Origin of the sequence: Polynucleobacter acidiphobus, from assembly GCF_003065385.1 — a bacterium.
Classification (GTDB): Bacteria; Pseudomonadota; Gammaproteobacteria; order Burkholderiales; family Burkholderiaceae; genus Polynucleobacter; species Polynucleobacter acidiphobus.
In genome coordinates this window covers 1790939-1803589 of record NZ_CP023277.1, presented here as the reverse complement: position 1 = coordinate 1803589, position 12651 = coordinate 1790939, and the positions used below count along the sequence as shown (strand labels likewise).

The following is a 12651-nucleotide window of genomic DNA, read 5'->3' as shown; positions in this document are numbered from 1 at the left end:
GCTAATCATACAAGCTTGCTTCACCTGGCGGGCGATATTTGAAGCGCTTATGAACCCAATAGTATTCAGCCGGGCGTTTACGAATTTCTTCTTCAAAGTAATGATTTAATCGCGCAGTGTCAGATACTGGATCATCGCTAGGAAAATTTGGTAAGGCTTTATGGATTTTGCAAATGTATTTACTCTTGTCCGCATTCAGCGTTGTGATCATCAAACATACTTCCGCACTACATGCTTTTGCTAGACGCGATATCGCAGTGATTGTATTAGTTGGAATACCAAAGAAGGGAACAAAAACCGAGTCTTTAGGGCCAAGATCAATATCGGGCGCAATGACGACAAAATTACCTTTACGAATCTCTCGAATTAAATCAAAGAGTCGGTTCTGACGATTAATTGATTTAGCACCAAAGCGGTTGCGCCATTCAATGATTTTTTGGTTAAAAAATGGGTTTTTCATGTTCTGATATAAACCCGCTCCGCGCTGCCAGCCATTTTTTTCTCCAAGGGCAGAAAGTGCCATGAATCCGCATTCAAAGCCGACAAAGTGGGGGATGACCAAAATCCGAGGCTTGTTATCGCCCAGAGGAATTTCGCTCTCAATGTCGACCATCGAGAAAATTTGTTCTGCACTGCCAAGCCAAACACGGCTGCGCTCAATGACTGCGCGCCCCAAGAGGCGCCAGTGTTGATTGGCTAAGATTTGTATTTGATGGGGACCGAGATTTGGAAAACACAGTTCTAAATTACGAAGAACTACATATTTACGTTGGTGAGGTAGACGCCCAAATACTGATCCGAGGGCGTACCCAATTTGAACGGTCCACGTGTAGGGCAGGAAAGCAAAAAGCCTCAGAATGCTCAGGCCAATGTAATTGAGAAGGGTGTGTAGCCAGCTCATCAAATAATTTACTCTTGGGGTGGAAGCTCAGCGCCCTCCGGGTGTTTATAACGGTTGTATGACCAAATAAATTGCTCAGGAGCCTCAAGAATGACCGCTTCAATCGCTTCGTTCATTTGGGTAGCTGCCTGATGGGGATCCTCTGAAAATGCCTTTAGGCGTTGCGCTTTAATGATCCAGCCTTGACCAAGTGATTTGCGAATGGCTGAGAACAAGATGACGGGGGTTTGATTGCGATTCGCTAACCGAGCTGGCAGGGGGGTCGTATAAGCGTAGCGATTAAAAAACTTCACCCACACCCCATCACCGCCACTGGGCACTTGATCCGGAAGAATGCCAATCGCCTCGCCTTCTTGAAGGGCTTTGACCATTTTTCGGACTCCTTGCAGATTGGTGGGTACAAAGTGCATATTGGGATAGGCGCGTTGCTCCTCAATTAGATCATTTAGCCACTCTTGACGAGCCGGACGATACAAAATGGTAGCCGGAAAATGATTGGCTAATATGCGGGGGATGATTTCAAAGCCGCCCAGGTGGGGTGTGAGCATCACCAAGCCCTTGCCCTCTTGAACCGCTTGATCGACTGGGCTCCAGTCCTGGACGTCAGCACGTGATAGCGCCTTTTTAGGGTTATGCCAGATCCAAAGACTATCGATAAAAAGCATGCCAGAAGCTGCGGCAGCCCTCCATGGATGAGTTGTTCTACCATGAAGCTGCATTGCATGGCGATAGTTTTCTTGAAATAGGCCACGAAAATGAGAGAAAAAGGTGTAGGCCACAATCCCGCCTAAGCCACCCAGAATCTGGGCCAAACTCAAGGGGAGGCTGGCGACACCTTTTAGAATGAAATGCAAGGCCCAATGTGACATGTGCTAATGATATTCAATTCAAAATGGGGTTTGGCGGCCTGTTCTTAGATGCGCTAGAATTTGGCTATTCGCCGAGTTAAAGACAACTTGCGGGGCGAATTAAAAAAATCTGCTAAAGCGTCGCCGTTGTATTCCCCGGCACGTGGTGTTGTCAGTGCTTAATTAAATGGAGAATAGAATGGCTAACGATTATTTCTTTACCTCAGAATCGGTTTCTGAAGGACATCCCGATAAAGTTGCAGACCAGATCTCAGATTCGATCTTAGATGCTATTTTGGCGCAAGATCCAAAGGCACGCGTTGCTGCTGAGACACTTTGCAATACTGGCTTAGTAGTTCTGGCCGGTGAAATCACCACCAATGCCAATGTTGATTACATTCAAGTAGCGCGCAATACCCTGCGCGAGATTGGTTATGACAACACTGAATATGGTATCGATTACAAGGGCTGCGCAGTTTTAGTAGCTTATGACAAACAAAGCCCAGACATTGCGCAAGGCGTTGATAAAGCGCACGATGATGGCTTGGATCAAGGTGCGGGCGATCAGGGCCTAATGTTTGGTTACGCTTGCGATGAGACCCCTGAGCTAATGCCCTTACCAATTTATTTGTCACACCGTTTGGTGGAGCGCCAATCTCAATTGCGTCGTGACGGGCGCCTAAATTGGCTGCGCCCCGATGCAAAATCCCAAGTGACCTTGCGCTATGTCGATGGAAAGCCCGACTCGATTGATACGGTGGTGCTATCGACACAGCATGCCGCGGATATTCCCTTGGAGAAATTACGTGAAGCGGTGATCGAAGAAGTAATCAAGCCAGTTTTGCCTAAGCATTTAATCAAGGGCGACATTAAATATTTGGTGAACCCAACCGGCCGTTTTGTGATTGGTGGCCCGCAAGGCGATTGCGGCCTCACCGGACGCAAAATTATTGTGGATACCTACGGTGGCGCAGCTCCTCATGGTGGCGGTGCGTTTTCTGGGAAAGATCCGTCCAAGGTTGATCGATCGGCTGCCTATGCTGGTCGCTATGTAGCCAAGAATGTGGTGGCTGCTGGTTTGGCCAGTAAATGCCTCATTCAGATCTCATATGCGATTGGTGTGGCTCGTCCTACATCGGTCATGGTTAGCACCTTTGGTACTGGCAAGATTGCCGACGAGCAGATTGCAAAACTCGTATCGGAGCATTTTGATCTTCGTCCGAAGGGTATTGTAAAAATGCTGGATCTGTTGCGCCCTATTTATAAAAAGACCGCTGCATATGGCCATTTTGGCCGCGAGGAGCCTGACTTCACATGGGAGCGCAAGGACAAGGCAGCCGCTTTGAGGGCTGCGGCAGGCCTCTAGCCTAAAATTGATTACAATTTAGGCAAATCCTTCAAGGAGCGTTGCAAGGGGCGAACCGTCGCCCCCCAGGCTTGAAGGGGAGTTACCCAGTAACTTCATTGCAACTGCGCTCGCTAACCCGAATGCTAGTGGTTAGCGAGTCAATACTGGCTCTGCTGGCATTCTTTAGCTGGAGCTATTCATGAATACCGTAGCTGATTTAAAGTTAAATGGCGATTTTGCAATTGCCGATATTGGTTTGGCCGATTTTGGTCGCAAAGAAATCAAAATTGCTGAAACCGAGATGCCTGGTTTGATGGCGATTCGTGAAGAGTTTGCTGCTAAGCAGCCATTGCGCGGCGCGCGTATCACCGGATCGCTGCACATGACTATTCAGACAGCAGTGCTGATTGAGACGCTTGAGGCCTTGGGCGCCGAAGTGCGTTGGGCCTCATGCAATATTTTTTCAACACAAGACCATGCCGCCGCCGCGATCGCTGCAAATGGTACCCCAGTATTTGCGATTAAAGGTGAGACCCTCGAGCAGTATTGGGATTTCACTCACAAGATCTTTGAGTGGGCAGACGGCGGTTACAGCAATATGATCTTAGATGACGGTGGTGATGCAACCTTATTGCTGCATCTGGGTAGTAAGGCCGAAAAAGATCTGGCTGTTCTGAATCATCCGACGAGCGAAGAGGAACGTATTCTCTTCGCGGCCATTAAGAGTAAATTGGCGATCGACCCAACATGGTACTCAACCCGGTTAGCGAAGATTAATGGCGTTACCGAAGAAACCACAACAGGTGTGCATCGTCTCTATCAAATGCATGCGAAGGGCGAATTGCATTTCCCAGCCATTAACGTCAATGACTCGGTTACCAAGAGTAAATTTGATAACTTGTACGGTTGCCGCGAATCTTTAGTCGATGCGATTAAACGCGCAACCGACGTCATGATTGCCGGCAAAGTTGCAGTGGTCGCTGGCTATGGTGATGTGGGCAAAGGCTCCGCTCAGGCATTGCGTGCACTCTCCGCTCAAGTATGGGTGACCGAAGTCGACCCGATCTGTGCGCTTCAGGCTGCAATGGAAGGATATCGTGTGGTCACGATGGAATATGCTGCCGATAAGGCCGATATTTTTGTGACCGCGACCGGTAACTATCATGTCATCACACACGATCACATGAAGAAGATGAAAGACCAGGCGATTGTGTGCAACATCGGTCACTTTGATAACGAAATTGATATTGCTGGTATTGAAAAATACCAATGGGAAGAAATTAAGCCTCAAGTTGATCATGTAATCTTCCCGGCAGCCAATGGTCTTCCAGAAAAGCGCCTCATTATTTTGGCCAAGGGCCGCTTAGTGAACTTAGGCTGCGGCACTGGACACCCTTCGTATGTCATGAGCTCATCGTTTGCTAATCAAGTGATTGCACAGATCGAGCTCTGGGGAGCGGCAGGAACGAACAAATACCCTGTCGGCGTCTATACCTTGCCTAAGCATTTAGATGAAAAAGTTGCTCGTTTGCAACTAAAGAAATTGAATGCACAGTTAACGGAGCTTTCGGATCAACAAGCTGCTTATATTGGCGTTAAGAAAGAAGGCCCATTTAAGCCTGAAACCTATCGTTACTAAAAGGCTAATGGGTCTGCTATGGAATTAAGCGTCGAGTTCTTCCCCCCCAAAACCCCGGAGGGGGAGGCGCGCTTGTTGCAAACGCGAGAGCGAATAACAACGGCATTGCAGCCCGCCTTTTACTCGGTGACCTTTGGTGCGGGTGGCTCGACTCAATCGGGAACCTTGCAGACGGTCGAAGCGATTCATCGGGCGGGAGAGGTAGTGGCTCCTCATTTATCCTGTGTCGGTAGTTCCAAAGAATTAATTACGAAGCTTCTTTCGCAATATAAGGCGTTGGGCATTAAACGAATTGTGGCGCTACGTGGTGATTTACCTTCTGGCATGGGTCAGTATGGCGAGCTGCAGCATGCCAATCAGTTGGTGGAATTTATTCGCCAAGAAACCGGTGACTGGTTTCATATTGAGGTGGCCGCTTATCCTGAAACTCATCCGCAGGCACAGTCGCCAAGTAAGGACATCGCCTACTTTGCCCAAAAAATTAAGGCCGGTGCTAACTCGGCGATTACCCAATACTTCTTTAATAGCGATGCGTATTTTCGGTTTGTAGACGACGCTTATCAATTGGGCGTTGATGTGCCTGTGGTTGCCGGCATTATGCCGATTACGAGTAGCACCCAATTGCTGCGTTTTTCAGATGCATGCGGCGCAGAAATTCCACGCTGGATTCGTTTACGTCTTTTGGCATATGGTGATGACAGCGCTTCGATCAAGGCCTTTGGTGAGGATGTGGTGAGCACATTGTGCGAGCAACTCATCGTTGCAGGAGTGCCAGGGCTGCATTTTTATTCCTTAAATCAAGCAGAACCCGTGATCCGCATTGCCCAGAATCTGCAATTGGACCAAGCCTCTAAGACTTAATCGAGTTTCGATAGATTCCAGTATTCGTGATCACCAGATCTAGTGCTTGGTCATGAGCCTCGGGAGTCCAGCGATCAAGACCTAGCGCTTGCCAGTCAAACGCAATGCCAACCGTTGTAAATCGATGCCCTGCTTGCTTTAAAGAAGCAATAGTGCGATCAAAATAGCCTCCTCCATAGCCAAGCCGCCAGTATCGATTCTGATAATTCAGCCATCCAACACAGGGGATTAGAATGCAGTCGGGGTTCTTGGCTTGTACACCGCTTGCAGTCGGATCGGGTTCGGCAATCCCATAGGCATTGTGAACCAGGGGGTCTGAGTCCGACCAGGTATAAAAACTCAATTGCCGATCGGCTCTAACTTTAGGTAACAAGAGGTATCGATCCGAGTTCGAGGATTGCCACTCTCGCAGGGGCTCGCGCAGATCAAGTTCATCACGATAGGGCCAGCAAAATGCAATGGCTTGATACGTCTGTGCTTCTTGGAGTAGAAATTGATGAAAATGCGATAAAAAATGGGTGTATGCAGAATCAAATTGGGGGGATCGAGCAAATGACGCGCGCTGACTCAAAAGATCCTGTCGAATTTGATGAATAGGGGTATGCATGGCACTTATTATCGGGTGAAAATAGCAAAATGAACCGAAATTTTGCTTTTATGCCAAAACACCCGATCAAGCACTTTCTTCTTTTGGCGATCCTAGTGCTTTGCTTGGGTGCCTGGGAAAGCGGCTTTGCTAAAAAGCCGAATGTCAGCAAATCTTCCCCGGGCCAGCCCGCTCCTTATGAGCTCACCGAAGCGGATAAATTATTTATTGAGTTACGCGATGCCGCGCGGCGTAATGATGTACCAAAAACTCAACAGCTCTCAGCGCAATTAAGTAACTATCCGGATACGGATTATGTCCGGTATTTTCGAATCAAGCCGCAAATGTTTGATAAAGGAAATGAAGCAAGAGCTGATTCCTCGGTTGATGAGGAGGTTGGCGCTTTTCTAAAAACCTATGAGGGGACTGCGATCGGCGATCGGATGCGCAACGATTGGTTATTGGTTCTTGGTAAACGGAAAGATTGGGCTCAGTTTGATCAGGAATATCCTAAATTTGTCTTGGATGACGATACCAATGTGAAGTGTTATGCCCTTCATTCACGACTTGTAAAGCAAGAAGACGCAAAGCGTGTTGGTCAAGATACACTCAAAATCATGGTTGATCCACGCCAGTTTGGGTTGGCTTGCCAAGAGTTGGTGCCGGCATTAGTCCAGGCAAATGGTCTGTCCAACTCTCAGGCCAGAGCGCTTGGTCGCGCTGCTGCTGAAATGAATTTTGAAACCGCAGGGCGACGTATTGGCGGAGAAGATCCGATTGCCAGTATTGTGCGCAGTGCAAGAGCAGACTCAAGTAAAACCTACCGTGACTTCTTGCAAACTAGCTTACGCTATAACAAAGAAGATCAAGCGATGGCATGGGGTGTGATTGGGCAATTTTTAGCAAAACGCCTAGATCGAAATGCCTATGATGCATATCGACGCCAACAGCAATTAGGTTTTAATTCCTTACTATCCGCAGAAACTCAGGAATGGAAAGTTCGTACAGCTTTACGGGCCCACGATTGGCAGCTGGTGCGTGAGTCGATTGAATCGATGAATCCGGTCGTTCGTCAGCGTGATCCTGCATGGACCTATTGGTACGGAAGATCGTTGAAAGAATTGGGAGACCCTGAGAAAGCCAATGCGCAGTTTCAATTACTCGAAGACCAATTTAGTTTTTATGGACAGTTAGCGCGCGAGGAGCTCGGTAAGCCGATTGTGATTCCGCCCAAAGTGAAAGTTAGCGACGGGGAAATTAAGGAGATGGGGAAGCGCCCTGGGTTTACTCGGGCTGAGCGTTTTTATGCCATGAACCTTCGCTTTGAAGGAAATCGTGAGTGGAACTGGGAGTTACGGGGCATGAGCGATCGCCAATTACTAGCTGCCGCAGAATATGCCAAACGTATCCATTTATATGATCGTACGGTCAATACGGCCGATCGCACAAAAGGTGAGCATGATTTTGCCCTGCGCTACCCCACCCCTTTTAAAGATCAGCTCAGTCCGATTGCTAAGAATATTGATTTGAACTTAGCCTGGGCTTATGGTTTGATCCGTCAAGAGTCTCGTTTCATTACCAACGCCTCATCATCGGTGGGTGCTTCGGGTTTGATGCAGGTGATGCCCAATACCGCCAAGTATGTTGCTAAGAAAATTGGTATGAATTCCTATACCAACGAACGTCTTAAAGAAACGCAAACGAATTTGACCTTAGGAAGCCATTACTTAAATATGGTTTTAAAAGACCTTGATGACTCTTGGGTATTGGCATCCGCCGCCTACAATGCTGGCCCATCTCGGCCAAAATCGTGGCGAGAAAGGTTAAACCAATCCACTGAGGGGGCAATTTTTGTGGAATCGATTCCTTTTAATGAGACTCGTACCTACGTGAAGAATGTGCTTGCCAATGCGAGCTACTATTCGCTTTTAATGGATGGGCAAACTACTCCCATGAAACAACGGCTTGGAGTGATTGCGCCTAAAACTGCTGTATTAAGTGAACTACCATGAAACATGACATTTTATTAATTGGTGGGAGCGGCTTTGTTGGTAAAGCCATTAGCCAGAAGCTACAAAGTAAAGGCTACTCCGTCTTGATTCCATCGCGGCGTTATAGCGCCATGCGAGACCTTCGGCTCTTACCCAGTGTGACCTTAGTTGAGGCGGATGTAAATCAGCCTAGAGTCATTGAGCGATTATGCGGAGATGTAAAGCCACACGGGGCGGTAATCAACCTAGTTGGTATCTTGCAAGATCAAGTAGCAAAACCATATGGCCCTGGTTTTAAAAGAGCCCATGTGGATTTGCCTCAGGCAATCATCGAGGCCATGAAAGCCAAGCAACTCAAACGCTATCTGCATATGAGTGCTTTAGGTGCCGACTCGAATGGTCCCTCAATGTACCAACGCAGTAAGGGTGACGGTGAGAATCGGGTGCGAGCCAGCGGTTTAGATTGGACCATTTTTAGACCATCGGTCATTTTTGGAGAGCACGATCAGTTCATTAATACCTTTGCTAATCTAGCGAAGCTATTCCCGGTGATTCCATTGGCGTATTCACATGCCAAGTTTCAGCCAGTGAGCGTTAATGATGTTGCTAGTGCGTTTGTCATGGCCCTAGCTCACCCCAGTACTATTCATCAGACCTATGATTTGGTGGGTCCCGAGGTGTTCACGATGAAACAGTTGGTTGAATTTGCGGCTCGCAAAGCGGGTAAGGATCGTCTCATCATTTCTTTGCCCAATTGGGCTGGATACCTACAGGCCTTGGCATTTGAATTTGGCCCTGGCCCGACCTTAATGTCACGTGACAATATTGCCTCCATGAGTATTCCCAATATATTGCCTGCGGGTGGAAAAGACGCTTTGGTTGATGAGTTTAGGATTACCAAACAGCGTATTGAGAGTTTGTTAACTTGAAGATTTATCAAGTTGGCGGTGCGGTGCGGGACCGTTTGCTTGGAAAAGCGGTTCATGATATTGATTACGTGGTGGTTGGAAGCACAGCCGATGAAATGATGCAAAAAGGATTTCGGCCAGTGGGTAGTCATTTCCCGGTGTTTTTGCATCCCATCACGAATGCCGAATATGCCTTAGCTAGGACGGAACGCAAAACAGCACCAGGCCACCAAGGCTTTACTTTTCATGCAGACCCAAGTGTGACCCTAGAGGAGGATCTGCAAAGACGCGACTTGACCATCAATGCGATGGCCCAGGCAGTCAATGAAGTCGGTGAGCCAGCCGGGGAGATCGTCGATCCCTATGGTGGTCAGGCTGATCTGAGGGCGGGCGTATTGCAGCACGTCTCAAATGCTTTTTTAGAGGATCCTTTAAGGGTATTGCGCGTCGCCCGATTTGCGGCACGTTTTCCAGATTTTCATATTGCGCCCGAGACGTTCGTTTATATGAGACGAATGGTTGATGCGCTTGAATTAGAAACCTTATCAAAGGAGCGCATCTGGCAAGAGCTAGCGCGCGCCATGGAAGAAACAGAGCCACTCCGGTTTATCGAAACACTTAATCACTGCAATGCCCTAGCGGATGTTTTGCCAGCTGGCTTTGAGAAACAGTGGCATCAGGAAAATGTTCAAAAGAGTATTCGGCATGCAATGCATTTGGTTGTCGCGGCGTACCCCGAGTTAAATCAGCGTATCGCCTGTTTATTAAGAACCATCCCTCCTGCTGAAATCCAGGAGTGGGCTCGCAGGTCCAAGTGGCCTAATGAGATTGCCGAATATTGCCAGATTGCTGCAGATTTTGAGTCAGCGCACTCTAAATTAATTCCTATGGATATCCTGGCATTTTTTAATCGGACTGACTTATGGAGAAAGCCTCAGCGCATCAGTGAAGCGCTCACTCTTTTTGAGGTTCTAGGTATTGATGTGGCAGTTTGGCAAAAGCTAATTAGTAAATTGATGGGTATTGATGCCGGACAAATTGCGAAGTCTGTAAGCCAACGCTCAAACACCAATGAGTTAGGTAAAGCAATTCATGTGGAGCTTGAGAGGGTGCGCCTCTTCACCATTCAAGAGGCACTATCTCAATAAACCCGGTTACGACCCCCAAAGCCGGGGAGTGCATAGAGGTCCAAATCAAGACCCTCTAAGCGTTTACCAAAAGCCAGTACTTTAAAGAGTTCCCCCATTTCCGCCTCCGAGATTAATTTCTGTATCCCATTGGATATGGCGATCATCTGCTGAGGGTCGCGTGGATCGGATTGCTGCAATACTAAATCGGTAATGCCAGCATCCAATAAGTACGATGCTTGGCTAGAAAAAAATGACTGAGCATTTTCCTTATTCTCAATTGAATGCAAAAGGTTCGAGAAATTAATGTGGCATGTTATGTCTGATATTCCCGGTAGGGCCAGAACATTAGTTAGCGCTTGATGACGGTAGTGCGCCATGAGTGTGCCGGTATTTCGTTGGGGATGGTAATACTCGTGTTGATGAAAACCATAGTCAATCATCAGTAATAAACCCTGTTCGAGTCGATCAATCACTTTTGTAAACCAAGCCTCAGCCTGAGGGTGGATTTCGGTTGTGTACCCATCGCTAGCGCAGTCGATCAATGGCTGAACCTCTAGTTTTTCTCCGGGTACAGATATAAGAAATTGATCAGGCTCTGCTCCAAGCCCCACCCCGGCATAGTGCCAGGCATGGTTTTGATACACAATACGCTCACAGGGAATCGCGTCGAGCACTTCATTCCCAAGAATGACGCCATGAAAAGACGGCAACACTTCTGAATGCCACAGGCAACGCGTTTTAATCCCATGGCTTTGGCAGGCGTCCTGGAGCAATGCCTTTTGACGTCCAATCAAATTTGGTGATACATCAATGATGTGATATTCATCAAGGTCAAAGCCACGACGGTGCAGATCCAATAGAATCGTCTTGGCGAGCTGCCCTGTCCCTGCGCCGATTTCGATGATGCGGGTCTGTTGTCTCTGCTTTCTTAATCCTTCTAGCACCGGCAGAATCGTATTCACGATGGTTTGGCCAAAAAATGGGCTGATTTCTGGGGCCGTTATGAAATCACCAGAGCGCCCAAATTTTTCTAGGGCGCTGGTGTAGTAACCAAGGCTTGGTTGATACAGGGCGAGCTCCATATAGCGTGAAAACGGAATCCAGCCGCCTTTTTCCCCAATTTCATGGGAAATTTTGGTCAGGATGGCTTTTAAATGCTCCGCTTGCGCCTGTGTCAGGTTAATATCCATAGCTCGCTAGTCTAAGTGAGTTTTTCCATAGCACATGAAAACAATGGCAGATCGGACAGTATTGGTCACGGGCGCAGCTAAGCGCCTTGGTCGAGAAATCGCCTTGTATTTTGCTCGTGAGGGCTGGAATGTCATTATTCATTATGGGCAATCCACCCAAGAGGCAAAAGCCGTAGTTGATGAGATTCATGGATTGGGGGTTAAGGCAATTGCGTTGCAGGCAAATTTGTTGCGCCCAGCAGAGACTGAATTTCTGATCAAAAAAAGTATCGACCAATTCTCAAGAATTGATTGCTTGATTAACAGTGCTGCGATTTTTGAATACGATCGGCCGAGCCAAGATGATCATCTAGTAAGCGCAGACCTGATTGAGCGGCATACTCAAATTAATCTAGCGGCTCCAGTACTGATGGCTCAAGCAATGTTTCGTCACCTCAAGTCTCAGCCAATTAGCAAAGACTTTGTTCCTGCAACGATTCAAATACTGGATCAAAAATTAATCAACTTAAATCCAGATTATTTTTCGTATACGCTTTCCAAAAGCGCGCTATTGACTGCAACCGAAATGATGGCCCGCGATTTCGCGCCATATATGCGCTCTGTTGGTTTAGCCCCAGGTATTACCCTGCCATCGGGCGATCAAAGTCAATCCGAGTTCGAGAAAGCCCATCAGGTCACTCCCTTGGGGCATTCATCTAGCGCGCAGGATATTGCGAGCGCCGCGTTTTTCTTAGCCAATGCCAATTCGATTACGGGCACCACGCTGTATGTCGATGGCGGACAACATTTACTAGCATCCGATCGCGATGTGATGTTCAAAATTAAACAATAGGTTCTATGCACTCCTTACTATCTCATCCAAGTCTGATTCATTGTCGACGCCTCTTTTTGAAAGATTACGAGGTTTATATCAATATTGGTGTACATGATTTTGAGAAGCGCGCTGAGCAGAGGGTGATCTTTAATGTCGAGATTTATGTTCCCTTAGAGCTAAATACCCCGAAGCAAGATCGCTTAGAAGAGGTACTTGATTACGATTTCATTCGCAAAACCATTGCAGAGCGCGTTAAGCGCGGCCATATTCATTTACAAGAAACCCTCTGCGATGAAATCGTGGCAGCAATTCTTGAGCATCCGAATGTGATGGCAGTTCGAGTGAGTACTGCAAAGCCCGATGTCTATCCGGATTGTGAGGCGGTCGGCGTTGAAGTCTTTAAGATGAAGCAATCGTAAGGCTAATGGGAGCCGC

Annotated in this window: 11 protein-coding genes, 1 pseudogene and 1 riboswitch; of the genes and pseudogenes, 8 read left to right on the top strand and 4 right to left on the bottom strand. The window is 47.6% G+C overall.

Going from position 1 to position 12651, the window contains the following annotated elements:
- Window position 1 precedes the first annotated feature (1 nt).
- Window positions 2-901 (bottom strand): LpxL/LpxP family acyltransferase, encoded by a 900-nt coding sequence (locus AOC32_RS09455; RefSeq protein WP_108509213.1) that lies wholly within the window; start codon window positions 899-901, stop codon window positions 2-4.
- Between the two features lie 8 nt (window positions 902-909).
- Complete coding sequence (locus tag AOC32_RS09450; protein ID WP_108509212.1) at window positions 910-1770, bottom strand: lysophospholipid acyltransferase family protein; 861 nt, start codon at window positions 1768-1770, stop codon at window positions 910-912.
- Between the two features lie 178 nt (window positions 1771-1948).
- On the opposite strand from AOC32_RS09450, the gene metK reads away from it, so the two are divergent.
- From metK to metF, 3 genes are all read left to right on the top strand, one after another.
- The gene (gene metK / locus AOC32_RS09445; protein WP_108509211.1) at window positions 1949-3115 is read left to right on the top strand and encodes a methionine adenosyltransferase; all 1167 of its coding nucleotides are present in this window, start codon (window positions 1949-1951) and stop codon (window positions 3113-3115) included.
- Window positions 3116-3142: 27 nt separating this feature from the next.
- Window positions 3143-3234: riboswitch (S-adenosyl-L-homocysteine riboswitch) on the top strand.
- A gap of 62 nt (window positions 3235-3296) precedes the next feature.
- Window positions 3297-4736 carry an adenosylhomocysteinase gene (gene ahcY, locus AOC32_RS09440; protein WP_108509210.1) on the top strand — a complete coding sequence of 480 codons (1440 nt, stop codon included), beginning with the start codon at window positions 3297-3299 and terminating at the stop codon, window positions 4734-4736.
- A gap of 18 nt (window positions 4737-4754) precedes the next feature.
- Complete coding sequence (gene metF, locus AOC32_RS09435) at window positions 4755-5597, top strand: methylenetetrahydrofolate reductase [NAD(P)H] (RefSeq protein ID WP_108509209.1); 843 nt, start codon at window positions 4755-4757, stop codon at window positions 5595-5597.
- Here the strand turns inward: metF and AOC32_RS09430 are convergent.
- A complete protein-coding gene (locus AOC32_RS09430) occupies window positions 5587-6204 on the bottom strand; it encodes a 5-formyltetrahydrofolate cyclo-ligase (protein ID WP_108509208.1) in 618 nt (205 codons plus the stop codon). The genes metF and AOC32_RS09430 overlap by 11 nt on opposite strands.
- A 29-nt stretch (window positions 6205-6233) precedes the next feature.
- Between AOC32_RS09430 and AOC32_RS09425 the strand changes: the two genes are divergently transcribed.
- The 3 genes and pseudogenes from AOC32_RS09425 to cca all read left to right on the top strand — a co-directional run.
- Window positions 6234-8195 (top strand): lytic transglycosylase domain-containing protein, encoded by a 1962-nt coding sequence (locus tag AOC32_RS09425; RefSeq protein WP_234409752.1) that lies wholly within the window; start codon window positions 6234-6236, stop codon window positions 8193-8195.
- Complete coding sequence (locus tag AOC32_RS09420) at window positions 8192-9103, top strand: complex I NDUFA9 subunit family protein (RefSeq protein WP_108509206.1); 912 nt, start codon at window positions 8192-8194, stop codon at window positions 9101-9103. The genes AOC32_RS09425 and AOC32_RS09420 overlap by 4 nt, the downstream gene beginning before the upstream one ends.
- Window positions 9100-9735, top strand: a pseudogene (gene cca / locus AOC32_RS09930) (multifunctional CCA addition/repair protein); the annotation flags it as partial. The gene AOC32_RS09420 and the pseudogene cca, both read left to right, overlap by 4 nt.
- Before the next feature lie 488 nt (window positions 9736-10223).
- Here cca and AOC32_RS09410 read toward each other — a convergent pair.
- Window positions 10224-11402 (bottom strand): class I SAM-dependent methyltransferase, encoded by a 1179-nt coding sequence (locus AOC32_RS09410; protein ID WP_108509204.1) that lies wholly within the window; start codon window positions 11400-11402, stop codon window positions 10224-10226.
- A 34-nt stretch (window positions 11403-11436) separates the two neighbouring features.
- Between AOC32_RS09410 and AOC32_RS09405 the strand changes: the two genes are divergently transcribed.
- Together AOC32_RS09405 and AOC32_RS09400 are read left to right on the top strand one after the other, a co-directional pair.
- A complete protein-coding gene (locus AOC32_RS09405) occupies window positions 11437-12234 on the top strand; it encodes an SDR family oxidoreductase (RefSeq protein WP_108509203.1) in 798 nt (265 codons plus the stop codon).
- A gap of 5 nt (window positions 12235-12239) precedes the next feature.
- Window positions 12240-12635, top strand: a complete 396-nt coding sequence (locus AOC32_RS09400) for a dihydroneopterin aldolase (RefSeq protein ID WP_108509202.1) — start codon at window positions 12240-12242, stop codon at window positions 12633-12635.
- Window positions 12636-12651 lie beyond the last annotated feature (16 nt).

Bases quoted from the DNA above. Each gene is read 5' to 3' on its own strand.
- AOC32_RS09455 (WP_108509213.1), bottom strand. From the start codon at position 901: ATGAGCTGGCTACACACCCTTCTCAATTACATTGGCCTGAGCATTCTG.
- AOC32_RS09450 (WP_108509212.1), bottom strand. From the start codon at position 1,770: ATGTCACATTGGGCCTTGCATTTCATTCTAAAAGGTGTCGCCAGCCTC.
- metK (WP_108509211.1), top strand. From the start codon at position 1,949: ATGGCTAACGATTATTTCTTTACCTCAGAATCGGTTTCTGAAGGACAT.
- ahcY (WP_108509210.1), top strand. From the start codon at position 3,297: ATGAATACCGTAGCTGATTTAAAGTTAAATGGCGATTTTGCAATTGCC.
- metF (WP_108509209.1), top strand. From the start codon at position 4,755: ATGGAATTAAGCGTCGAGTTCTTCCCCCCCAAAACCCCGGAGGGGGAG.
- AOC32_RS09430 (WP_108509208.1), bottom strand. From the start codon at position 6,204: ATGCATACCCCTATTCATCAAATTCGACAGGATCTTTTGAGTCAGCGC.
- AOC32_RS09425 (WP_234409752.1), top strand. From the start codon at position 6,234: ATGAACCGAAATTTTGCTTTTATGCCAAAACACCCGATCAAGCACTTT.
- AOC32_RS09420 (WP_108509206.1), top strand. From the start codon at position 8,192: ATGAAACATGACATTTTATTAATTGGTGGGAGCGGCTTTGTTGGTAAA.
- AOC32_RS09410 (WP_108509204.1), bottom strand. From the start codon at position 11,402: ATGGATATTAACCTGACACAGGCGCAAGCGGAGCATTTAAAAGCCATC.
- AOC32_RS09405 (WP_108509203.1), top strand. From the start codon at position 11,437: ATGAAAACAATGGCAGATCGGACAGTATTGGTCACGGGCGCAGCTAAG.
- AOC32_RS09400 (WP_108509202.1), top strand. From the start codon at position 12,240: ATGCACTCCTTACTATCTCATCCAAGTCTGATTCATTGTCGACGCCTC.